General features: G+C 61.2%; 20 protein-coding genes. 11 read left to right on the top strand and 9 right to left on the bottom strand.

The annotated features are described in order from the left end of the window. Window positions 1-75: 75 nt before the first annotated feature. Window positions 76-1,068 carry a lysophospholipid acyltransferase family protein gene (locus JO015_06145; protein MBV9998679.1) on the bottom strand — a complete coding sequence of 331 codons (993 nt, stop codon included), beginning with the start codon at window positions 1,066-1,068 and terminating at the stop codon, window positions 76-78. 129 nt (window positions 1,069-1,197) lie between these two features. Next, a complete protein-coding gene (astD, locus tag JO015_06140; protein ID MBV9998678.1) occupies window positions 1,198-2,634 on the bottom strand; it encodes a succinylglutamate-semialdehyde dehydrogenase in 1,437 nt (478 codons plus the stop codon). A gap of 124 nt (window positions 2,635-2,758) precedes the next feature. On the opposite strand from astD, the gene JO015_06135 reads away from it, so the two are divergent. Then, entirely contained in the window at window positions 2,759-3,442 is a 684-nt protein-coding gene (locus tag JO015_06135) for a L,D-transpeptidase (GenBank protein MBV9998677.1), read from the top strand. A gap of 57 nt (window positions 3,443-3,499) precedes the next feature. Beyond that, window positions 3,500-4,732: a 4-hydroxy-3-methylbut-2-enyl diphosphate reductase gene (locus tag JO015_06130; protein MBV9998676.1), complete on the top strand. Its 1,233-nt coding sequence runs from the start codon at window positions 3,500-3,502 to the stop codon at window positions 4,730-4,732. Between the two features lie 72 nt (window positions 4,733-4,804). On the opposite strand, the gene JO015_06125 is transcribed toward JO015_06130, so the two are convergent. Next, complete coding sequence (locus JO015_06125) at window positions 4,805-5,206, bottom strand: four helix bundle protein (protein ID MBV9998675.1); 402 nt, start codon at window positions 5,204-5,206, stop codon at window positions 4,805-4,807. Between the two features lie 193 nt (window positions 5,207-5,399). Between JO015_06125 and JO015_06120 the strand changes: the two genes are divergently transcribed. The 7 genes from JO015_06120 (at window position 5,400) to JO015_06090 (ending at window position 12,868) form a co-directional block, all read left to right on the top strand. Beyond that, entirely contained in the window at window positions 5,400-7,697 is a 2,298-nt protein-coding gene (locus tag JO015_06120; protein ID MBV9998674.1) for a PAS domain-containing protein, read from the top strand. A 44-nt stretch (window positions 7,698-7,741) separates the two neighbouring features. Next, a complete protein-coding gene (locus tag JO015_06115) occupies window positions 7,742-8,350 on the top strand; it encodes a hypothetical protein (GenBank protein ID MBV9998673.1) in 609 nt (202 codons plus the stop codon). Then, on the top strand, window positions 8,347-9,216 hold the full coding sequence (locus tag JO015_06110) for a hypothetical protein (protein MBV9998672.1): 870 nt from the start codon (window positions 8,347-8,349) through the stop codon (window positions 9,214-9,216). Before JO015_06115 ends, JO015_06110 begins: the two co-directional genes overlap by 4 nt. Further along, window positions 9,213-9,764, top strand: a complete 552-nt coding sequence (locus JO015_06105; GenBank protein ID MBV9998671.1) for a hypothetical protein — start codon at window positions 9,213-9,215, stop codon at window positions 9,762-9,764. The genes JO015_06110 and JO015_06105 overlap by 4 nt, the downstream gene beginning before the upstream one ends. Continuing rightward, window positions 9,761-10,360, top strand: a complete 600-nt coding sequence (locus JO015_06100) for a hypothetical protein (protein ID MBV9998670.1) — start codon at window positions 9,761-9,763, stop codon at window positions 10,358-10,360. The genes JO015_06105 and JO015_06100 overlap by 4 nt, the downstream gene beginning before the upstream one ends. Window positions 10,361-10,367: 7 nt before the next feature. Beyond that, window positions 10,368-10,940 (top strand): hypothetical protein, encoded by a 573-nt coding sequence (locus JO015_06095; GenBank protein ID MBV9998669.1) that lies wholly within the window; start codon window positions 10,368-10,370, stop codon window positions 10,938-10,940. 752 nt (window positions 10,941-11,692) lie between these two features. Beyond that, on the top strand, window positions 11,693-12,868 hold the full coding sequence (locus JO015_06090) for an HlyD family secretion protein (GenBank protein MBV9998668.1): 1,176 nt from the start codon (window positions 11,693-11,695) through the stop codon (window positions 12,866-12,868). Between the two features lie 95 nt (window positions 12,869-12,963). Here JO015_06090 and JO015_06085 read toward each other — a convergent pair whose 3' ends face one another. From JO015_06085 to JO015_06060, 6 genes are all read right to left on the bottom strand, one after another. After that, window positions 12,964-13,779, bottom strand: a complete 816-nt coding sequence (locus JO015_06085; GenBank protein MBV9998667.1) for a hypothetical protein — start codon at window positions 13,777-13,779, stop codon at window positions 12,964-12,966. A gap of 286 nt (window positions 13,780-14,065) precedes the next feature. Continuing rightward, window positions 14,066-15,415: a hypothetical protein gene (locus tag JO015_06080; protein MBV9998666.1), complete on the bottom strand. Its 1,350-nt coding sequence runs from the start codon at window positions 15,413-15,415 to the stop codon at window positions 14,066-14,068. A gap of 114 nt (window positions 15,416-15,529) precedes the next feature. After that, window positions 15,530-16,627 carry a hypothetical protein gene (locus JO015_06075; protein ID MBV9998665.1) on the bottom strand — a complete coding sequence of 366 codons (1,098 nt, stop codon included), beginning with the start codon at window positions 16,625-16,627 and terminating at the stop codon, window positions 15,530-15,532. 108 nt (window positions 16,628-16,735) lie between these two features. Then, window positions 16,736-17,911: a hypothetical protein gene (locus JO015_06070; GenBank protein ID MBV9998664.1), complete on the bottom strand. Its 1,176-nt coding sequence runs from the start codon at window positions 17,909-17,911 to the stop codon at window positions 16,736-16,738. Window positions 17,912-18,865: 954 nt separating this feature from the next. Continuing rightward, on the bottom strand, window positions 18,866-19,318 hold the full coding sequence (locus JO015_06065) for a prepilin-type N-terminal cleavage/methylation domain-containing protein (protein ID MBV9998663.1): 453 nt from the start codon (window positions 19,316-19,318) through the stop codon (window positions 18,866-18,868). Window positions 19,319-19,473: 155 nt separating this feature from the next. Further along, a complete protein-coding gene (locus tag JO015_06060; GenBank protein ID MBV9998662.1) occupies window positions 19,474-19,914 on the bottom strand; it encodes a prepilin-type N-terminal cleavage/methylation domain-containing protein in 441 nt (146 codons plus the stop codon). Between the two features lie 601 nt (window positions 19,915-20,515). Here JO015_06060 and JO015_06055 point away from each other — a divergent pair. Both JO015_06055 and JO015_06050 read left to right on the top strand, forming a co-directional pair. After that, window positions 20,516-22,720 carry a type II/IV secretion system protein gene (locus tag JO015_06055; protein MBV9998661.1) on the top strand — a complete coding sequence of 735 codons (2,205 nt, stop codon included), beginning with the start codon at window positions 20,516-20,518 and terminating at the stop codon, window positions 22,718-22,720. A 26-nt stretch (window positions 22,721-22,746) separates the two neighbouring features. Next, a partial coding sequence (locus JO015_06050; protein MBV9998660.1) for a type II secretion system F family protein occupies window positions 22,747-23,850 on the top strand: 1,104 nt, incomplete at its 3' end.

The raw sequence follows: 23,850 nt of genomic DNA, 5'->3' as shown, positions 1-23,850 counted from the left end.
CCGGTAACTGGTAACGCGTAACGGGTAACGGGTACAGTTCGGAGTGCCCTCCAACCGGCAACCGGTTACGAGTACCTAGTTACTCGTAACCGGTTGCTGGTAGATCTGCAGTTCCACGGGGATCGGTCCGATTTCTTTTTCCCATTCCAGATCAAACCACGGGGATCGATTGGCGTAGAACGGGTAAGGCCGATCGGGTAATGCCGGCCGGTAACGCCAATGTTTGTAGGACCAGAGCCAGCATTCGGGGCGCTCGGCGATTACGGGCTCGAAACGGTCCCAGCACAGTTGGACAATCGCCCGCAACGACCGGTTTGGGTCGTGCAGAATCGGTTCGAGCAAACGCACTTCGTACCGGCCGCCGGGCTGAGGGAGGGTGACGAAAGGAAGGATCGGGGCGCCGGTACGGGCTTGGAGGGCGGCGTGCATGATCGTCGTCCAGGTCCAGAGACCGAAACAGCGGACAAAAGTTCCGGGCTCATTCATTTTGAGGGTTAAATCGGTGAGCAACCCGACCCGTTGGCCTTTACGCAAGGCCTTGTAGAAACGGATCATGGACTGTTCCTGGGTCACGATCGTGTGACCGGAATGTTCCCGTAAACGGCGGAAGATGGGCGTCAGCCGGTCGTTACGGAAGCGCTGGGTAAGTTCCAGGCCGGCGTGGCCCTCGAAAGCGAACAGGCCGCTGCCCCATTCGAAGTTCGCCAGGTGCACGCTGACCAGGATCACCCCACCCTGTTCGGACAACCGGCGCGCCTCGGCCGAACCGGTCATCTCCATGTATGACGAAACGTTGTCGCGGTTCAGGCGCGGGCTCCAGAAGAGCTCCAGGAAGCTGCGGGCGAAGATGGCCAATGCCCGCCGGGCGATTTGTTCGCGCCGGGCGGGCCGGTAAAGGTCGCCGAAGGCTGCTTCCAGGTTGGCGAGTGCCACCCGGCGCCCACGGCGATCCAGGTAATAGAACGCGAACGCCGCGGCTTCCGCGAAGCGACGCCAGAACCCGAGCGGCAGCCGGGGAACTAACCATGCCATCCCTTTCACCCCCAGCCATTCGAGCCGGAAGCGCATGGAATGGCAAAAATCCGGTTTTTTGGCCCGGGGTTTTGCCGGAGGGGGCTGGTTTGGTTCAGCGCGCATGCGGCTTAACCCACTTGAGGGCCGGTGCATTTTTGGTAAGCGGCATCATTCACTGATCCCTTACGGCAGGCCGGGGAACTGCGGAGCACTCACCGCCTCCGCCATCAGCGACGCGACGGGGTAAGCGCAGTAATCGGCCGCATAATACGCGCTCGGCCGATGGTTGCCGGAAATGCCTACCCCACCGAAAGGCGCCGCGCTGCTCGCCCCGGTCGTGGGGCGGTTCCAATTGATCACGCCCGCCCGGACGCGACGCCGGAACTTTTGCCAGTCCGCCTCGGAGCCGCCGATCAGCCCGGCGGCGAGCCCGAACCTGGTCCGGTTCGCCTCAGCCAAAGCTTCGTCAAAATCCGGCACCCTGATCACCTGGAGCAACGGCCCGAAGACCTCTTCGTCCGGGTGGCCGGCAACCGCCGAAACGTCGATGACACCCGGGTGCAGGAACGGCAGGCCGGGTTCAGCCGGAACCATTTCGACCAATGGTTTGCCGCCCGAGGCGCGCAAGCGGGACTGTACGTGCAAGACCTGTTCAGCCGCGGCACGATGAATCAGCGGGCCGATGAATGGATTTTGGGCCGGCAGCCCGACTTGCAGGCGGCGCGCCAGGTCGCAGAGCGGAGATAAATCGACGTCGTCACCCACCACGATGAGCCGGCGCGTGCAGGTGCACCGTTGGCCTGCCGAGATGAACGCCGAAATCGCGACGGTGCGCGCGGCGGCTTCGGTCAAACCCGGGCCGAGCACCACCATCGGGTTATTGCCGCCCATCTCGAGCGCCAGGATGACTTCCGGCCGACCCGCAAATCTGCGATGAATGGCCGCTCCGGCGGCGGCGCTTCCGGTGAAGAACACGCCGGCGAGGCCCGGCTGGTCGAGGATGAGTTCGGCCGTTGGCCGGCTCCCCTGCAGAACATTTAGGATGCCCGGCGGCAGGCCTGCTTCCAGCCAGACTTTTGCCATAAAGGCGCCCACGGCCGGCGCAAACTCGCTCGGCTTGAAGAGGGCCGCGTTGCCGGCCAGGAGCGCCGGCACCAGGTGACCATTAGGCAGGTGCCCGGGAAAGTTGAACGGGCCGAGCACGGCCACGATGCCGTGCGGGGCGTGACTGACCCAGGCGACCGCGTCACCGGCCGGTTTGCGTTCGCTGCCGGTCCGCTTCTCATAAGCCTCGACGCTGAGGTCAACCTTGCGCGTCATGGCGTCCACCTCCTGGTTGGATTCCCAGGCCGGTTTGCCCACTTCAGCCGAAATCAGGTTCGCAAGTTTTTCGCGGCCGGCCGCCAGCCGCTGCGCGAAGCGCCGCGCCGTTTCCGCGCGCTCTGAAAACGGCAACTCCGCCCACGCGGGCTGCGCCCGGCCGGCGGCGGCAAACGCCGTTTCGACCTCGGGCCGCCCCGCCGGGTGTACCCGGAGGACAACCTCACCGGTGGCGGGGTTCGTCGAGGTGAACGGTTCCCCTGAGCCTTCGAGCCACCCGTCGCCTGCCAACGCATCCATCGGGCAACTGATCAGTGAATCGTGCCGCCGTCAATCCGGCAGCCGGATGCGGCCGGTCCGCCGGATTCGTCTTGATTTTTGCCCCTTAAATCGTGAAATACCGACCCGATTAAATCATGCCAGTATGAGACAAATTCTCCTCCGGACCCTAGTTGTCGGGACCGCCATCGGGTTGGCCTTCCTGAGCGGTTGTTCCATCCTCGAAACCTCTTCCACCTCGTCGGGAAGGTCCTACACCGTCGTTGCCCACAAACCTCGAAACCCCAACGCCGTCCGCGTCAAGGTTTCCCTGCAGAACCGCATGGTCTACGTGATGGAAGGAAGCCGGCCGCTCCTGGTCACCCCGACCACCATCGGCAAGCCCGGCGCCGTCACGCCGACCGGCAGTTTCCATGTGACCGGAAAAATCCGGGATAAACGTTCCAATACGTACGGGTTTTGGGCGAGAGCCAACGATGTCCGGCCCGGAACGAGCAGTCACGCCCCGGGCCCAGGGTACCATTACGTCGGTTACCCCATGGCTTACTGGGTTGAATTCGCGCCGGCTTACGGCTTTCACCAGGGCGCCGTGTGGCCGATCGGGCACTCGCACGGTTGCCTGCGGTTGCACCCCAACGCCGCGCCGAAGTTTTTCGCCCTGGTTCATACGGGCACCCCGGTAAACATCGCCCAGACTCAGCCTGAAGACGCCACCATCGGCCGAAATGTGACCCGTCCCCAGGACTACAAAGACCCGGATCCGCCCGCCAGTTACATGATCTCCAGCCGGGTGTTTGCGCCGCTGTCAGGGCCGCTGCTCGTCGACTGATTCATCCGCGAAACGGATATCGGCTGACGGCCCGGCATTTTGGGCTAAGGTACGCGGATGGCTACCGAATTGACGCCTGCTCCGGCCCGTAAAAAGATCAACCTGCGCACGCCGGACGTGATGGCGCGGGTGCAGGAGCAGGTGGAATCGCATTACCGCAGCACCGTGGTCGAGCGTATCCGGGCGAACGGGGGAATCCTGTCCGTCCGGGACACCACGGTGCGCCTAGCCAAACAGTTCGGGTTTTGTTACGGGGTCGAACGCGCCATCGATCTGGCGTACGCCGCCCGGAAAGTGTTCCAGGACAAGCGCGTGTTCATCCTGGGCGAGATCATCCATAACCCTGCGGTCAACGAGCAGATCGCCGCGATGGGGATCAAGAACCTGATCGGGCCGCACAAGGAAGCCGAGATCTGCGACCTGACCGCGGACGACGTCGTCATTGTCCCGGCGTTCGGCACGGACCTCGAAACCCTGGCCCGAATCCAGGAGCGCGGCTGCCAGCTCGTCGATACCACGTGCGGGGACGTCATGAGCGTCTGGAAACGGGTACGGCAAAATGCGGCCGAGGAGGTTACCTCGATCATTCACGGCAAGGCCGAGCACGAAGAAACGAAAGCGACCTCGTCGCGTGCCTTGGGTGCCGGCCGCGGCCATTACCTGGTTGTCCTTACCCTGGCGGATGTCGACTACGTCTGCGACTACATCCGGCACGGCGGCAGCAAGGAAGAATTTCTGCTAAAATTCACCAATGCCCATTCGCCCGGGTTTGATCCCGATGTGCACCTGCGCGCGGTCGGCGTTGCAAACCAGACCACGATGCTGCGCGGCGAGACCGAAGAAGTGCAGCGCCGCATCCGGGCCGCGATCCTCGACCGCGACGGTTCGGCGGCGGCCGCAAAGCATTTTCGCTTTTTCGACACGATCTGCGGGGCAACCCAGGAACGCCAGGACGCATTGACTGAGCTCCTGACGGAAAAAATGGACCTGCTGCTCGTGGTCGGCGGCTACAACAGCTCCAACACCTCTCACCTGGCGGAGATGGGCGAGGTGAAACTGCCGACGTACTTCGTCCGGGGTGCCGACAAGCTCGAAAGCCGGGACTGGATCACGCATTATAACCTGCACCAGAAGGCGGAGATCGTGACTCGCGACTGGCTGCCCTCGGGACCGGTCACGATCGGGATCACGGCCGGCGCTTCCTGCCCCAACAACCTTATCGAGGAAACGATCCTGCGGGTGTATGAACTCCGCGGGGTACCGGTGGAGGAGGTTACGGGTAACTCGTAACTGGTAACTGGTAGCTGGTGTGGAAGGGACAGCGTAGAAGGCGATTTGAGGCTCGAGCCAGGCTTGTAATGCCTATTGGGCCCGGCGTTTTGCTTTGGCACTATCGGGCGCGGACTCGACCAGGTACTTCAGCAAACCTCCGAATTGAGCCAGCGTGGAATCGGCTTTTGAAGCGAGGACTTGGTAAGCCGGTTCGTCGATTAATCCTTGATCCAAGGCGTAGATCAGTTGGGCCTTGGCTTCGCCGGTCGAACCTTTGGCGATCGTCAGAAATTGGATGAATTCCTGGCGCCCACTCCTTTCGAAACCTTCGGCGAAATTCGATAAGATTGAGATAAGGGCCCTTTCGATCTGCCAGCGCAGCTGGTTTTCAGGCCGGAAAGCGGGTTGGCGGACCGTGGTACCCGTCGCACGCACAAATTCCCGAGCGGTCTTGAATGCTTCGAAATCCTCGAAATGGTGTATCGCACCCATAAAACATTTTTAAATCTGGTTTTATATCGTGCAGCCGTGTTTCGCGTCGAGGGTTTTGTGGTTTTTGATTTCAACAACCCGTTACGAGTTACCAGCAACCAGTTACCAGCAACCCGTTACGAGTTACGAGTTACGAGCTACGAGTTACTCGTTACACTAAACTCCTGCGTATGACGTCCGAAATAGGTGGAGAGTGAGAGCCCAAGATCCCGGCATGATGCCCCTCTATTACACCTTCCCAAACGCCCTGAATGACAGCTCGGACGGCTACCTCCTGGTGCTCGAGATCCCGGCCGACGGGTCTATCCGCCGGATTTTCTGCGATGCCGGGATCATCGATGACGACCTGCAGTCGCTGGGCCAGGTCTCTCACCTTGACCGTTTGATAACCCCTCTCGGCCAGAGACTCCGGCATTACGTCCAGAGCGCGTTGCAATCCGGTAACAGCTTACAGTTCAGCTGGTCCCGCTGGAATAACCTGCCGCCCGTCTATCACGAGATCAAGATCACGCCTGACGAGGCGCTTTCGGCCGTTAACGTCGTGGTCAGCCGCGCGCGCAGCCTGCACGGGCGCACCCTGGAAACGAAATGGGCGCTCCAGGCACTGCGGCAGGTGAGCGACGGGGTGGTCGTGGCGGAAGCGGAACAAACCCTCGGAGGCGAGCCCCGGATCATCTACGTCAACCCGAGTTTTACCGCGCTGTCCGGTTTTCAGCTTGAGGACCTTTTTGGGAAAAGCGCTAAATCGTTGTTCGGACCGGAAAACGGCCAGCCTGGCGGGGTGAGCCGGTTGCGGGCACTGGTGGGGCATTCGGGAGTTGCGGAGCGGGTTTTGTCCTGCAAAGACGGGTCCAAGCGTCCGGTTGAGCTGGATGTAAAATCAATCACGGACGACGCGGGGTGGCTCGTACAATGGATCCTGGTCGTGCGCGGCGACAAGGCGTCACGGGCCGGCGACGGCCGGGCTCGATTGCTGGATGAAGCCGTGCAGGGGGCGCGCATCGGGGTCATGATTACCGACGGCGACGCTCGAGGCAACGGCCCGAACATCGTTTACGCCAACGACGAGCTTTGCCGCCTGACGGGTTACACCGCCGCGGAATTGACCGGGCGCAACGCGCTTTTCCTGCTGGGGCCACAGCCGGAAAAACAGGCCATCACGAGCCTCCGGCACGCGCTCGACCAAGGCATCTTTGAGCAACAGGTCATCCGTTGTTACCGCAAGGATAAAACCGAACTCTGGTTGCGATGGCATCCGGTGTCACCGGTCTACGACGAAAATCACCGGACAAAAAATTTTCTGATCCTGATTCAGGATGTGACGTCCGAGTGGACCGACCTCGAGACGCAGATCCGGGATTCGCACCGGGATTCGCTCGGGATCCTGGCGGCGGGCACCGCGCACGACCTGAACAACATTCTCACGTTCATCTGTTCGAACTCGATGCTGGCCAGGGAAGATATCCCTTGCACGGCAACGATGGCCTTGGAGTGCCTCCAGCAGATGGATGACGCCGCGATGTCGGCCTCCCGCCTCATGCGGCAGTTGCTCCATTTTGCGCGTGCGGAAGCTTCCGTCGAGACCGCGGTTTCCCTGCCGAAACTGCTGCGGGAAGCGGTGAAGTTCAGCCTCCAGGGGTCGGGCGTGACGGCGAAGTTCGAGGTCGACGAAGAGTGCCCGGCGGTGCTGGCCTCCGACTCCCGGCTGCGCCATGCCATCAGCGCGCTGGTCATCAATTCCCGGGAAGCCATGCCGGCCGGCGGTATTTGCTTCGTCAAACTGGAGCGGGTCACCCTTGCGCCCGGCGCTCTGCCTTGTTTGCTGCCCGGCAACTATGCGCAGATCACCCTGATCGATACCGGCCGGGGTATTGCCCCCGAAGATGTCTCCCGCGTTTTTGACCCTTACTTCACGACGAAGAAAGGCGGGCACGGCCTGGGACTGACGGTTGCTCGCGCCGTCATCGAAAAATACGGGGGTCACCTCGCCCTTAAATCCATCCCCGGCGAAGGCGCCAGCGCGTCCATCTACCTGCCCGTCTACGCGGGGGGCGTGGAGGAAACCCCTGCCGCCGACAACGAGGTCATCCATGGATCCGGCCGCATCCTCCTGATGGATGACGATGCCAAACTGCGTGAGCGCCTCGAAAAGTCAGTCCGGACGCTCGGCTACAATCCCTGCGTGGCCGAGGACGGGGCGGAGGCCCTCGAGCTTTACGCGGCCGCGCAGGAAAAGGGTGAGCAGTTCGACCTGGTCGTCCTGGACCTGACGGTGCCGGGCGGCCTGGGCGCCAAAGCCACCTTGCCCAAACTGCGTAAACTGGACCCGGGCGTCAAAGTGGTCATCGCGAGCGGCTATAATGAAGCCGACGTGCTTTCAAGCGTTTCGGAACTCGGCTTCGATGCGTTGCTGCCGAAGCCGTACACGTTTGCCGAACTCTCGCGCGTTCTCGCCTGCGCCATCGGCAACCAATCCCGCACCGCCCAGTAAAGGAACTGTGAGTGCAGCCGATAATAGTTATCGGAACAATTATCATGGATGCAAAACTTCTCGCCGCGATCCTGGTGCCCCTGCTTTGCCCGTTGATGCAGGCAGCGCGGGCCGAGACCGCCCCTGAAATTTCCTCGCGGCCGGCAAACGGCGAATCAGATCAGACGCCGAACGCCTTCGACGGTGACTCCAGCCGAGTGCCCTCGCCGGTCCCGGGCGGCGTGGTCCGCCTTTACCAGGTCCGCCGCGAGACCCAGGTGACAGATGTCAAGGTAACCCGGTCCGATTCCCCCGCCTTCATCGTTCGGTTGTCGGTCGAAGGGGACTCGGTCGTGCTGCACCACGATGAGGGTCTGGTCCGGTACCGGATTATCGGGCACCGCCTGGTTTACCAGGCTGCCGATGAAGACGGCAACATGCAGTCCAGTGCGCCGGCCCTGGTGGCGAGCCGGTGCGAGCACGGCCGCGTCGAGGTCCTGACCGTCACACCGAAGCAACTCACCATCCTGCGTTCGCTGGAAGCCATGGAAGGGTACGTCCTGACCACGGCGCGCTTCATCGGTGAGCGTCCGCTTGCCGCGTTATCGCCGCACGCGCAGGCGCAAGCCTCCCTGTCACTGAACGGAATCAAATTTTTTCCTGATACGCCATGACTGCACGTTCTCTCTTTCAATCCGGTTTGTCCTTCAAACCGGCCGGTATCCTGGCCCTCGTGCTGTTCTTTTGTCCTGAGAGCCGGGCGCCGGGGGCGGAAAGCGCCGGGAAAACCGATGGCGCGAGACCATCCGGCAATGAGCGCTCGGCCGCGCTTCTGCTGCAGCAGGCCCTGAGCGCCGCCCAAGCCACGTCCGACGCCCAGCAACCGCTCGAACGCGCCGACATTCGCAGCCTCCCGGCCAAAACGCCCGCTGAGATCTCCGGCGCATCCGGGTTGCTGCCGAGCCCGGACGCGTTGCCGGATGATGCCCCTGCGGCAGCAATGCCGGCCCGGAACCCGCAAGGTCCCGCCGGGACGAACAAACCGGCACCGGCCGCGAAACAACCGGTCCGCCAGGAATCGATCACCGCGCCGGTGCAAGCCCAGGACCCGCGCGCGTCCGTTCCCGGCGAACAGGTTAACCCTTCAGCCTACGAACCGACCGGCCTGACCGTGAACCGGGTTTTCGTCGCCGCTGACCAGGAAGGACGGAAAATCTCGATGAACGTTCCCGTGTATTACGAAACGCGCCTCCTTGGGATGGAAAAAGACAAGCAGCGCGCCGCGGCCCATTTGCTGGGTAAACTCGATGACTTTCAGAAACGGGTTGCCGCGATGCAGAAGGAAGGGGCCGAACTGCTGAAAGAGTGGAACGACATCGTTAACGCGAGCGTGCCGAAAGAATTGCTGATGGCCGACAGCCCGAGCCTGGTCGAGAACCAGGGCGCGGACAAAATCAACCGGCCCGCCGAGCAACCCGGGTTCGAAGCCGGCAAGAATGCGCTGGTGCAACTGAAGAAAACCACGGAGCAAAGCCAGTGATCAGACGAAATCTATGGAGAGTCGCCGCAGCCTCGTGCCTGATCGGCCTTCTGCCGCCGGTCCACGCCGGAGAGGCGCCGGGTGCGGCCGCGGCGGACGCACCTTCACCGGCTGCCGTGAGCGGGCCGGTGTCGGTTTCCGCCTCGAGCGGGGCGCCCGTCCAGGTGATCGAACGATCCAACCCGAAGGTCATCGGGGTTGTGCCGTCCGGTTGGAAAATCGTACCCCTTGAGGAGGCCAGGATGGAAAGTGATCTGATCGAGATCCGGCCCGGCGTGACGCAAACCATTCAGGTCAGCCCTTATAAACTGATTCCTGATCAGCCACGGACGGCGATGAAAGATCCCGGGTTTGACCCTGCACTCGGCAATGCCCAGACCGGCACCATCGGGGCCGCGCTCACCCGGTACAACGAGGAGGCAGCCCAGCTGTCCACGAGGTTGCAGACGGCAATCAAGACGTTGAACAGCCTCGTTCCGCCGCCGTCTGAAACCCCGGCTTCGCCAAAGCACACGCAGGGCGCAAAACGGCGCCCCCATTCCTCATGAATTGCGTCGAGCGCCGGGGGTCAACTGCCGGAGATCCGGGCTCGGCTTTTGTCCGTTGGATTCATCTCAAGCCTTTCGGTGCCGGCTGGGGAAGCCGATGCATCGCCATCGTGGCACTCGCCGGGACGATGTCGTTCGGGTTCAACGTTAACGGGGGCGAACCCGATCCCGCGTCCGAACCCCAGTCCCAACCGGTTACCACCGCAAGCCCCAGCCCCGGCCCGAGCCCCGGCGTCACGGCCGGCGAGGACTCCCCCGTGAGCGCCGCCCCCGAACCTCAGCCGCAGCCGCAGACCCAGCCGCAACCCGCGACGGCGCCTGCGCCTACGCCTGAGTGCAAGCCGGATCAGCGGGCTGAAATCGATCAATTGCGGGACGAAAACCGGCAGTTGATGCAGGCCCTGGATGTTACCCTGACCAATCAGCGGGATCTGGCCAATCAGTTGCGGAAGACGAACGAGGCCCTGGCGGAGATCCGCAGCGACGTTGCCTTGGTTCGCGAACGGCTGCGCGACCTCGAACTGGCGCAGGAAAGCCATCCCCTTCCCCAGCGCCGCGCGGCCGGGGCGCCGGCGGCAGTCGCTCAACAGCACTGAACCGATCGTGGCCCGGTGGATCATCGGTGCGATCTTTTTGCTGATCGCGGGCGCCTCGGAGTTGCGTGCGCAACTGATCCCGCCGCCGTTCGGATTGCAATGGGGCGAGACTCCCGAACGCGTCCAAAGCCTGGCTGGCCGCACTGGGTCCAAGGCGGAACGGCGAACCGAAGCGCCCGGCCGGGAAACCTTCGAACTCACCGCGCCCTTTCCCGACCGGCCCTTTCACCGGCTCGCCTTTACCTTCGAAACCGGGCAACTGATCCAGGTCGCGGTTCACTATCCCCTGCCGGAAGACGGCGCCGGCGCCAAACAACTAGTGACCTCCCTCCGCTGGGAACTCGAACGATCCTTGGGCCCCGGCGAGTTGCTCGAGACCGGCACCGAGACCAATCCGGACCGTTACCAGGAAGCGCGCCGGGTCTTCCGCTGGCAGCGCGACGGCTGCGCGGTCTGGCTGATCTCGCTCGAGCTGAGTAATGGTTCGCCCGGTGAACAGCGACGCGAAGGCGAGATCAGCGTCGTGTACGCCAACCTCGGCCTCGGCCGCCGCCTCGAGATCGAAGGCGCGGGCGGGTAACGGGTAACGGGTAACGGGTAACGGGTAACGGGTAACGGGTGTCGGGTGCCGGGTGCCGGGGCCGGAGATTACGGCGCTCCTCATACCATTGAGACAGTTATCTCGGTAGAATGCCGGCTCAGGGGGTGTCGGCGCCGGAGGATGCTCCGTACCTGGTTGAATCGGTCTTAGGCCCAACGGGCCGGTAGAACATAGCGCAGGGTTTACCCTGGGTAACCGTAAAATCACGATGGAGCCCTCCTAAGGCGTCACGCCTGTACGCCCATCCTGACAAACACCCGCCCCGCCGGGTTGGATTTGCTGAAGGGGCGGCAGAGGGCGTTACTCACGGTTTCTGGTGCCCCTTCAGAGTTAAGTCAGGGAAACGCCTTCCCCGGGTAAAAACCCGGGGCTAAAGTCGCCCGGCCCGTCGGGCCTGGACCATTTATACGTTCTAATAGGTTTAACGTCGGCAGGGCACCTGGGAAGGAGGACAAAATTTTACCTCCACGGCCGTCGAAATGGTATCAAGGATGAAACGCACCTTCAGGCAAGTTTCTCTCAGCCGCGCGAGAACGTTATTGCGTACCCGCCCACGCACCGTGTAAGGATGCTGGCGTCGGAGCTAATCAGGCTGGATGCTTTCCAGTGCATGCGCCGGCAAAAGCACTGGTGAAAGCCTGGCGACCGGCGGTAAGCAATTTGCCGCGGTGCCTTAATGTTCTTCGAGATTAAAGTTAGCCGTCGACGCAGGTCATCCCGGCAGCACGCGCATGAAAATCTCAGATTTCATCGCCGGTGCGAAGCACCAGGAGGCGGAGTCGAGCCTCTCACGGGCCTCCCCGGAAACTGTTCCGGACCCCGGCTCGGCGGGGCCGGTCCCGGTCCCCGGTCCGGATGCGGAATGCCGCGAGGGAACGTCGCGAAGTCCTGGCGCGGCAGGCAGGCGCACCGCGGCAGGCATTGTCTGCCTTGCCATTGTCGCGGCGATCGGTTTCGGGCTTTGGCGTGAAGGTACCCCCTCGACGGATCAAGCCAGCGTCGAGCGCGATGCCTATCCGGTCAGCAGCCAGACCACTGGGACAATCGCAAAAATCTTTGTCTCCAATGGCCAGTACGTGCGGGCGGGCGATTTGCTGGTCGAAATGGACAAGCGGGAAGTCGAGACCGAGTTGGCGGCGGCTGCGGCTGAGGTCATCCGGGACCAGGCGACCCTGCAGGCCAGCGCGGCCCGGCTCGCCAAAGCACAACCCGCGCTGGAAAAAGCGGTGTTGGCCGTGCGTCACCGCGAAAGGGAGCTCGATACGGCGTTGCTCGATTACCAAGCCGTCTTAGGGGTACAAGCAAAGAAAGGCATCCCACCAGCCTGGTTGTCGGCCGCCCGAAAGGGGTACGAAGAGGCGCTCAGCCTCTACTCGCAAGCGAAGGCAACGCTGGCGGCGGCGATTGAGCGTGTCCAAAGCGATCAGGAGCTGAGGGCGACCCTGGCGGTGAAGCTGCAAAGCGCGCAGGCCACGATCCAGCGGGCCGAACAGCAGCTTTCGGATGCCCGGATCTACGCGAAGGTGAATGGGCGCGTCCTCTTTGACAAAAGCAAGCTGGCTCAACACCTGCGGGCCGGGGAGGTCTTTCTAAGGTTGATGGGAGACCCGTGCGTGGTGGCCCATTTCAACCGAAGCCAGCTGAAGCATCTTAAGCCGGGCGACCGGGTAAAAATCCGGGTTGGGGCCATTCGAGACCATATGTTCCGGGGCAGTGTGGCAAGTCTGGCTGCGCCGGCGCACCGGGATACCGCCGGCCGGGCGCCGGCGCGACAGCCCGCGGCCCCCGCTTCACCGTCATCCCCGACGGTGCCGGTCAGGATTGCGTTTGATACCGACAGCCTCCTCGGGTTCGAGGACCGCCTGGACCCGGGAGCAGCGAGCTCGGTGGAGGTTGGCGCAGATTAACCCGGGACGCGCCGCGGGACCGATTTCAACCCCAACGCGCCACCCGCTACGCGCTACGCGTTACGCGTTACCCGTTACGCGTTACCCGTTACCCGTTACTCGTTACCCGCTACCAGCCTCCTCAGCGCATTGACCACCAGGCGTGCATCGAGCTTGTCCCCATCGCGCCCGTAGTAGAGCCAGGGGCCGGGCGGAACGTCTTCCTTCCGGACAAACCGCCAATCCACGACGTCGAGACCGTGTAAATGAAGGTAGTCGCGGACGGCTGGGCTGAGGTCAATGCCGGCACCCCCGTTGCGGTTGGGCCGGGGCCGGTCTCCGCCGAAGACGTATTGCCAATGGTTGACCTCGAATGGCCCCACGTCCTCCCACTGGGCATAGCAAACCGTTCCGGCGTCATTGCGCACGGCCACCCACGCGCCGTGACAGAGGCTTCCCGACCCGGGATGAGGCGGTCCCTGGGCCGCCCAGGGGATCAGGTGAGCGAGCGGCGGACGTTTTGGGAGCTCGAGGAGGTCATTAAACGGCAGGGCAACGTAGAACGGGTTCCGCTTTGGCAGGAACCTGGCCGGGAACACGCCGGTGCGATCCCGAGGATTATCGATTCCCCCGAACGTTTTCAGCCATTGCCGGTCCCATGCGCTGGCGTCGTTGGGAACCGGATTATGCGGGCCGGCGGCCTCGCCCACCCAAAAGACCGTTGCCACGATGTTCTCGCGCCAGGGGCCATACCCGGACCGCGTCAAAGCCTGGGTCGTTGCGGGGTTGACCATACCGCCCGGGCCCGATGACGACGGCGGTCTGGCCGCGACAAGGTAAAAGGGCATCTGCCAGAGCCGGTCCAGCAGACGGTCCTGGGCGGCCCGCAGGGCGTCGCCGGCTTTCAGAGGGTGTGCGGATGCGGAAGGCATAGGCGGACCAGGCTCATCGCCCTCGCTTCCCGCATACCTTGTTGGGGCTTCATTTTCCTGGGCGGCAACGCGTCCGGCGAGCAGCCATCCCGTCAGCATGGCAACCGCCAGGAACAGGGGAACAACGCCGGCTCGCCAGTGAGGCGGTCGCGTTCGCTGCCGTGACCGGCGCAGGCGAGAGCCGGCCAAAGGAAAGGTGAAAGCCGGGCGCATGAGCTTGGTCGGAACGAGCTTTTCACGCGCCTGCCAACCCCGGCCGGACGAGACGGTGTTCCATCATACGAGGTCAGGTCCCCTTTTTCGCGTGATTGTCCGCGAGCGTGGCCGGGGAGGAACCGGCTTTCGGCGTCGCAATGGGCGCCGTGGGAACGGCGGGCGCAGCCGGCGCGGCCTCATCATTTCCTTCAACGGAGAGTTTCAGCACCAGACGCGCGTTGCTGCAGCAGGCGCCTTTGTCGCCGAACAGCCGGCCGATCCAAAGCCGTTCGGCCAGGCTGGTTTTTTCTCCCGGCGTCAGGATGCCGTCTACCTGGACGACCTGTGAAGCCGGCGAGAATTCAAAGGTATGATTGCAGGTCCGCCGGAGGGAGGCCGGCCCGTTGTATTTGCGGGCCTTTGCAGCGGGCGCGTCGTTCTCGATGTTGAGGTTGGCTTCCAGGTTCCCGTTCGGCAGGATGGCGGTGTTAATCGCCAATTGTAACCGGTTGTCGCCGCGTTCGGTTTGCACGTCGAGCAACGAGAGATTTTCTTCCGTACCCGGTTCGAGCGACTTGACTGCCTGCGGCTTCTTTGAGCCCGGGACCGCCCCGGTGCCTGCCAACCGGATGGCCAGCCCTGTCGCCGTGTCCGGCCGCGATTTGACCGGTTCCAGCCAGACTTCCGCCTTGACGGTGTGCTGGTTGAAATCCTTGCTGCGGACGACTTCTTCCAAGGTATCGACGTCGCTTTCCGGGCCCGTGGCAACCAGTTCGCGGCTGTTGCGGGATAATACCAGCTGCTTGTAAGGCACCTGGTTCCAACCCTTGTGTTCCAGGTGCACGTAGATGGCATCCAGGTTGCCCTGGTAGATCTTGAACCGCCGGGTGATCAGGTGGGCAGGCTTAAGCGTATCCTGCTCGTTTCTGACCAGGGTGACGATGTCGTTGCGGTAGACGATCCGGTACCCGCGCATCTGGACGATCCGGGTAAATGCCGCCCAGGGATCCGCGTCATCTCCGTCCAGGTTGAAGCTGATGGTCTCGCTGGAGGGAATGCCGGGATCGACAAAGTTGACCTGAGCCCGCCGGGCCAGTTCCGCCAGCACCTGGGCCAGCGGCTGCGGCGCCGCCTGGCTCGCACCGGCATCCACGAAATTTTCGTCCCCGAGCGACCCCGGAATTTGGAACCACGCCTCTGAAGTGGAAGTTCGGAGCTCGGAGTTCGAAGTTCGGAGTTCGGAGCCTGACGTTTGGAGTTCGGCGTTCGGCGTTCGGGGTTCGGAGTTAACTTCCGCGCCGTGATTTGCCGTGTCCGGAGCATTCCAGACCACCGTCGCGTTGGTCGACGCGGAACAACGAGGAAGCGGCGCGTCCTGGGCGGGCCGCAAGGCGACTTCCTGAGCAACTGAAAGGGTGTTCCACGCTGGAAGGATCATCATCCCCCCAAGCACCAAAACGTACGCTGGCCGGTTCCATGCCACGCTTTGGATAAACGGCAATCCGGGCCGGAATTTTAGTGCGTAAGCACGGGCAGTCGTTCGCCGGCAGGTTTGCTATCGGTTGCGGAACACCAAGTCCGCGGCTTGCACATAAGCAAGCTTAGAGATTAATCCAAGGGCTGCGATCAGGATGACCGGGACCGCAATCCTTACGCGCCAAAGCGGCCAATTCCTGCGTGCACCAAGCTGTTGCCAGTCCACCATCCCGAATAAGCACAACGCAATAAGCAGAAGACATAGGTTCACGTAAGCGACCAATCGGTGTGGAAACTGCACGATGCCGAATAAGTTCCCGAATACCGATGAGCAGCCCACCAGCATGCAAATCACTCCCAGCGCACAAGAAAGCGCCAGCACTGAGCACAGCAGATTCCGGGTAGTACGAGAGGACTGCTTTGGGAAATGCTTCCAGAGAATAAGACCGGCAACAGACAGAATAAGCAGGGCGAGCGCGACCGGGACGCTGACCTCATAATTGGTCGTAACGGTGTCCTCACGAAAATGCCCATACGACCATGGATTGAGAGCGGACAGCGGGCCGCTGGCAACCGATCCTTGGAAGTACATGAAATCCAGATTGGGCGTGGATGTATGAACCAGTTTACCGAACTGGATCATGGGTTCGAGCCATGGCCCTGGCATCAGGGCTGCTCCCGCGGCATTTGACAGACCGAAGATCAGCAAGCTCAAACGCCCCAGGACGGCGAACCCAACGATCCCGAGCAATCCCAGGACGATCCCGCCGTAGAATCCCGTTAACGGATGGATGGTTGAAGCGATACTGTAAAAAAGTCCCGTTGAAACCCATCCATAGCGGTCCCTTTCACCGGTGGCAATTCGGAGGAGCAAGACCATGAACGTGCAGACGGACATGTTTAGGAACGCTACCGCGGCGAACTCGGTAAGTGGCCCGCATTCATGGACGGAGATTACTCGGAATACGTTCGCCGAGACACCGAAAGCTAGAATCGAGCTGACATAACGATCTGCGCAGACCGCCTTGGCTGCACGCAGAGCATAGTATGCTTGCAGGGCCAATAGGATCGCCACGACGAGTCGGAATGCCAGGGCAGAATCATGCAGTATGCTCAATAATCCAAGCAAAGTGTAAAATCTCGAGACGTAGAACAGGGGCGAGATCAAGGCGGCCATGTCTCTAAGTGGGTGTGCAATGGTTCGTGCGCATGCGGTCACGAAAAACGCAGTAAACATGAGGGTCCCAGCGCAATTGGTGCAAACGAATCTTTGTCCACTTAGTGTTCACGACGTCCGGGGATCAAGGGATACGGATCTGGCCAATTCCGACGGAGCGTCCACGGCGCGATGTGGCGTACCGTGGACCCGTTGGTTACGCTGTCGCAGTTTGACCCCGGTGACGGTCCCCCACGCGGCCATCCATCCCAGCAACACCAGCCAGGACAGACCACGCAAATACAACCAGGGCCGCTCCGGACGGAACGCATACTGAAGAACATGCCGGCCAGGACCGGCACGAACGGCTAATGATTCAGGGGACGACCACTTCAGCCCAAGCGGACTGTTCACTGGAAAAAGGTCCTTAACGGAAACGCGCTTTCCGTCCAAGTAGATCGCGTTCCAGGGAAAGACGCTTCCGTTAGTGACCAGCAACGTGGGACTGGTTAGTACAAAGGTTATCGGCTGCACTTCTCCAAAGGTCCGACCCGTCCGGAAGAAAGCCCCGCGAATTGGGATGCCCTTGAGTTCATCGTAATTCGTCGAGAACACCGAGCGCGTGTCATAAGCCGATCTTCCGTAAAACGTTATGGGCAAGTCGTTGAGGTGGACAGCATCATTCGCCGCGGCGCCGGGAATCCAGGAACTCGCAGCCTGTGTAGCCCAGTTTCTGTGCCGCACGAGGGCTGCCAAACCGTTCACGCCCGCCCCGAATTGGTTTGAGGCTTCGATGCAATTTGTCTTTGAGGCGAGTCCGACGACAGCGATCGCCAGTGCACCCACGCCCGCGAGTTTCCACATTGCCGCGATTCCCACCCGGGACCGCAATTTGTCCTGGTCAATCAGACCGATCATGCACAACGAGCACACCATCAGAGACAGGTTCACGTAAGCACCCAGGCGAAACGAGAACTGCATGATGTCGAAAAGGTTGCCGAAGAGCGACGAACACTTGGGTACGCAAAAAACCAAAAGGGAGATCAGGAGCGTCAGGTAAGATAAGACCAGGAATCCGGCGAGTAAGAATTCCGGCCCTGCGCAACGCTTCGGACAGCGGATTAAAACTACTAGGGTAAGAATCGAAAAGACTAATAAAGCGAGGGAGAATTGAACGGTGGTTTCATACGGTATACCGGATGGGTTCGGGCGGATGTAGTAGGATGTGCTGATCGGGCTAAACGCGGAAGCCAGGGACTTCCACACGGTGGATGCATGAATGCCCTGAAACATTAGGGAGTTCACCGCAGGATCAGTGATGCGAGTGAGCTTCCCGAACCGCAGCACCACATATAGCCACGGGCTCAAAAGGCAGCCAAGCGCAAGAGAGTTAAGAACGGCGAACAGAAACAATTTTCGGCTTCTCAGGATCAGGAGAGCGAACACGCCAAATGCGGCGATCAAGATCCCTCCAAACCACCCCGTTATTGGGTGCGTGAGGGCCGCCAGGCCGTAGAAAGCACCGGTAGCGATGAATCCATAACGGTCTTTTTCTCCTCTCGCGATCCGTAAACACAATACGAGTAAGCAGGATAGGGAACAGGTCAGACCGATAAGAGCCGCAAATTCCGTTAGATCACCGCGTTCACAAACGGTAATCAATTGGTACACCTGCCAGGAAACGGCCGTAGCCACGATCATAGCTACAAGCCGGGGGGCACCGGTTTCTCTGGCCGCACGCTCAACGTGGCAGAACTGGGTGAGCAGAAGGCACAGTGCCAGTAGGCGGAACGTCAACGCAATGCCAAGAAACGGGCTGAGACCTCCCAAAAGCGTGTGGAACACGGACGCGTAAAACAACGGGTAAGGTAGACCGACCGCCTCGGGTGGGTTTAGCACGGCCGGGGGGTAGGCATGTGTCCAAAAAAAGCGTCCGGAATACGCGGCCATCCAGAGGTGATTGTACCAGTCCAAAGAAAAGTTCTTTGATAGATCCCACAACGGCATCAATGCCAACAGGCAGACAAGCAACCGTATTCCGACGAGGTAAAGGCATGAGTTTTGAAGTTGTTCCCGGAAGCAAAAGCGACATCGGCACGTAGCCGCCTGGGTTTGCTCGCACGGTTCTTTTAAGATGGGTGGGCACCTCATAAAGAAAAGGGGCCTTCCGGGTGGCCGGAAGGCCCTGGTTTTTATGATTTAAGCCCGTCATTGACTCGAAACCATATGCTGGTTGCGAAGCGGGATAAAGTCGACGTATTAGTACGAAGGGGCGGTCGACGTAATCGTGTTGCTGACGACGTACTGACCGCTGTTAACCTGAACATAGGCAGGTTCTGTCTCGGCGGTGACCGTACCGTCCGCGGCGACAGTATCCATGTTCCCGTAATTAAGGGTTTTGAACCCGAGCGCCGCAGCGTCGGTGCTCGGGGTTCCCGTTAAAGGCACGCCTTGCACTCTGATCTGTTGTGCCACATGGGCGATATCAGCGATGGCATTCGTGTCACCGCTGTTGGCGTCGGCAAGAAGCTGCTGCTTCTTGGTCTCCACCTGTGAGATGAAGTCTTTGGCCTTTGCGATGGCGGCCTTTTGTGCTTCACCTTGATAAGCAGCGACGCCAGCAGCTGCGATGCTGGCTCCGATAGCGACGGCGACGATGATTTCGATCAGGTTCCAACCGGCTGACCGACGATTCTGGATAAGTTTTTTCACGATGGTGTTGTGTTAAGTTATTGCGTTCTCACCTGGTGCCTTTCAGCTGGTCCGGTCATACCGGTGGCGAAAACGTTATCGGGGGTAAACGGCAAGGGTCCATTTTGGTTTAGTCAATTTTTAAGCTTTATGGTTTTTCAGCGTACAAAGGTGCCCTATCGCGATGTACTGGTTACCACCGTGCCGTTGGGAAGGGTGATGCTAGCGGGAGTGCCCAGCCCAATCAGGGTGCCGTTGGCGTCCACGGCGTCTAGGGTACCAACACTAAGGTTAGAGAAGCCTAACGTATAGGCATCGGTCTGCTCATTTCCAGTCAAGGCAAGTCCTTGAATCCTGATCGCCGGCAGAATTTGGGCAGCTAACGTCGTCTCATCGGTCGGTTCTTGGGCCTCACCGCAGGCGATGGCGGTGCAGAGGTTTTGCTTAAGCATTTCGATATCACGGATGAGCATTTCTGCCTTTCTCATGTTGGCTCGGAACGCCTGGAAATAAGTATTGGCCCCAGCCGCCGCCAGGGTTGCCGCAATCGCGACGGCCACGATGATCTCCAACAGGCTCCAGCCGCGGCTTCGACGATTTCGTACCAGGATTTTCACACGTCAGGAAACGGTTAAGAGGAATCTCACGGCAGCCATCCTGGTACCGGACCCCCAGCAAAAGGACAGTTTGCGTAATTAATACGGAAGCAGCGGACGCGTCTTCAGTTGGTCCGAGCAGTTTTATCACACAGCGGGCACGGCGGGTGCGGCAGGCACAACGTAAGAGTTCACGCGGCGAACACGGCGAGCCGCAGCGACCACGGCGGGAAGAGTATAGAGTTCGGCGTTCGGCGTTCGGAGCTCAGGGGTGCTGCGTGACGGGCTGCAATTCACCCGCAGAACACGCAGACCAGGATTCCACTCCGAACGCCGAACCCCGAACGCCGAACTTTACTCGGCACCCGGCACCCGGTACTCATTTTTTAATTAAGGCCAGAGTGATTCGGACGAATAACCGGTTCTAAACGGTCGAGCTCTGCGTTTGCAGAGCCGAGTTGTGGACCGAAACATGCCACTCTTTTCACTTAGGCCATCTAATCCACGACCTGAAGCTGCTCCGGCCTCGAAACCGGCGGCAGGGTCCGCGTCCGCGCCGGCCCCCGCCTCGGGCCACGGCACAGCCGAGTCCGGGCTTTGGGCGCAGTATGACCTGAGCGGTTTGCGCAGCTTCCTGGGTGAAGAAGTAGCCGTCCAGATCCCGAAGCTCAAACACACGCCGAACCTCTGTTTCGACATCGACGGGCTGTTATCGCCCTCGGCACGCTCCGCTTCCCTGGAAGCCAATCCGGTTTCCCAGTTCTTCCACCGGGCACTCACCCAGGGCACCAAGAGCCCGGTGGTTGACCCCAACCAGTTTGCAACCCAGTGGAAAGATCCGTGGCCGCTGAGTGACGACTGCTTGTTTCTGCCCCTGAGCCGGTCGGAAAACCTGAAGCAGATCACCCTGGTAACATCCGTGCCGTTGCTGCTGCCGAGCACGAAATGGCTGCAGCGCCTGGCGGCCTTCTTTCCCGGTCACCGTTACGCGATCGCGTTTTGTCCTCCGGAGGCTTTTGTCCGTTACCAGCAGTCGCTTCGCGGCAAGAGCATCCTCAGCGCGACCCCCTCGGTTCCAACCCCGGTCCCGGCGGAGCAGGCCCCGCTGCAGATGGTCAACTCGGCGTTTTGTGATCTCAACGGCTTCAGCCTGGATGCGAGCGGGATGCGCCAGCATTTCAACTCGTTCGACGTGTTCACGTCGTTGACCGCCGTTCCTATCTACCTTTACAGCGACATTCTGACCGTCGCCTACCCGGTGCCGGCGCAGCGGGCGTCGTTCCGCATGACGGACGAGACGCGCCTGATGACCCTGCTGCCGAAGGCGCTGGCTGCGCAGAACAAACGGTTCCGGCTCAAGCTGATCCAGGCCGAAGGCGAAGCCATCCAGTCGATCCTCGCGACGGCGACCACGATCGACGTCTCCGCCCTGGCGGGTGCGCTGGAGGACACGCAGAGCGCCTACGGACCGAAGCGCGAAGTGCATGCCTTCGAAGCCCAGGAACTGGCGCAGAAAGCCCATTCGGGCGACGCCAGCATGGCCGACGTGGCGCTCTCGATCATCTACGAGGCCGTCAAGGCGGGGGCATCCGACATTCACATTCAACCGGAGCAGAACGAACTGGTGATCCGGTACCGGGTGAACGGCCGGTGCTACAAGTTTGCGCACACGATCCCGGTGTTCCTGTGCAGCCAGTTGATCGGCGCGATCAAAGCCAAGGCCAAGATCAACCACGTCACCACCCCGATCCCGCAGGATGGCGGGTTCTCGCTCCAGAACAAGCAGGGCGGCGACGTGATCGACGTGCGCGTCAACACCCAGTTGACCGAAGAAGGCGAATCGACGGTCATGCGTTTGAGCCGGCAACGGCAGCGCCTGTTGCGGATCGAGGACCTGGGCCTCTCCACCTTCGGGGCGCACATCCTGAAGCGGTTCATCGACAGCGATCACGGCCTCGGGCTGGTGTGCGGACCGACCGGTAGCGGTAAATCGACCACGCTTTATGCGGCCATGGCCGACATCAACCGCGAGATTTACACCGTCCTGAGCGGGGAATCCCCGGTGGAACGCCGGATTCCCGGCGTGGCGCAGACCTCGGTCCGGCACCCGCTGACCTTTTCCGAATGGGTCAAAGGCACCTTGCGGCGCGACCCCGACTACATCATCGTCGGTGAAACCCGCGACGAAGACACCGCCGAACAGATCGTCCGCGCGGCCGAGACGGGCCACGTTACCTTCACCACGCTGCACACCAACACGGCGGCCGGCGCCGTCACCCGGTTGAACGGCTTGGGCATCCCCCGGTTCATCATCGCCGAAGTGCTCAAGTGCGTGTTTGCCCAGCGCCTGGCCGGGGTGATCTGCCCGGACTGCGCCGTTCCGGCCAGGAACGCGCCGAGCAGGGAGGAAATGCTCGAGCATTACCGGGTCCGGCCCTCGGATATCCCGGACCAACTTCAGTTTCTTAACACCGACAAGCGGCCCGGCTGCCCGCGTTGTAAAGGCACCGGGATCGTCGGGCGCACCTTGATCTGTGAAGCCTTTTACGTCGATCACACCGTCAAGGAACTGATCCTGACCGACGCCCCGCTGCACGAAATCGAGGACGCGCTGATGCGGCAAGGGGGACAGACCCTGGGGCAAGCGGCCCTGCTCAAAAGTGCAGCGGGGATGGTGACGTTATCGGAAGCGATCGGCATCGTCGGCCTCGACGCCCTCGCCTATGTAAAGACCAGCAGCGCCTCAGGGAAGTCTCATGGCGGTGAGGACGCCGAAATCGCCACCGGCGACGGGATTGACGACGCAAGCGGCGGCACCTCCATCTAACAACGGTCCGAAAGAGAGTTTTTAACATGGCTAAATTCAAAGTGATTGCGGTCAATGACGCGGGAAAGTTCGAGGTCCGGCGCGAGGAAGCCGACAGCCTGCAGGAACTCGAGAAGCGTTACCTGGCCGAGCGGGTACCGCTGGTGACCGCCAGGAAGCTGCCGGAGCACGGTGATCCGAAGCCCGACCGGACCGATGCGCCGCTCAAGCAGAAGATTCTCTTTTTCCGGCAACTGGCCAACTGCAACCAGATCGGCATGGACGTGCTCGAGAGTTACCGCCTGATCGAATCGAGCATGATCGACACGAAATTTCTCGGCATCTTTACGCAGAAAAACAAGATGCGCGAGATCGTCGCTACCATGCGTCGCGGCATCGAGGAAGGCGAATCGCAAAGCGTGCTGATGGCCAGGTATCCGAAGCTCTTCGACGAGGTCACCCTCGCCCTGCTTCGTTCCGGCGAATCTTCGGGCCGGTTGGTCGACACCTGTGAACAGATCGTGACCCTGCTGCAACGGAGCTCCGAGATCAAACGCGAGGTCCGCTCGGTGATGATGTACCCGATGATCATCACGATCGTCATTATGCTGATGATCACCTACCTGATGTGGCAGGTGGTGCCGACGTTTGCCGGGCTGTACAGTTCAGTGAACATGGCCCTGCCGGCCCAGACCCAGATCGTGGTCGGCGTCTCGAAGTTTTTTACCCAGTACCCGATCCCCGCGCTCGGCATGGTGGCGACGCTCGTCCTCCTGATCCTCCGCAGCCCGAAGCTGATCGCCCGCAACTGGCGGCTGCACAGATTCGTGCTGAGCATACCGATCTTCGGCATGATCCAGCGGATGGTCATCATGGCCACGTTTGCCCGGGCGTTTTGCCTGCTGATCGAGTCCGGGATCCACATCCGGGACGTCCTTTACCTCTTGAAAGGGTTGTCGGAAAACGTCTGGTACCGGAAAATCATTGCGCAGGCGATCATCGCGGTGGACGACGGCAACGATTTCGCCCCGGCTTTCATCGAGGATACGGCCGTGATGACCAAGACGTTCAGCCTGCAGATCGAGTTCGGCGTACGCACCTCGCGCATCGCCCAGATCCTGCGGCCCCTGGCGGAAACCATGGAGGCTGAA

The sequence above is a fragment of the Verrucomicrobiota bacterium genome (genome assembly GCA_019247695.1).
Classification (GTDB): Bacteria; Verrucomicrobiota; Verrucomicrobiia; order Chthoniobacterales; family JAFAMB01; genus JAFBAP01.
Note: the sequence above shows the minus strand (reverse complement) of the source record. Positions and strands in the feature narration are given on the sequence as shown.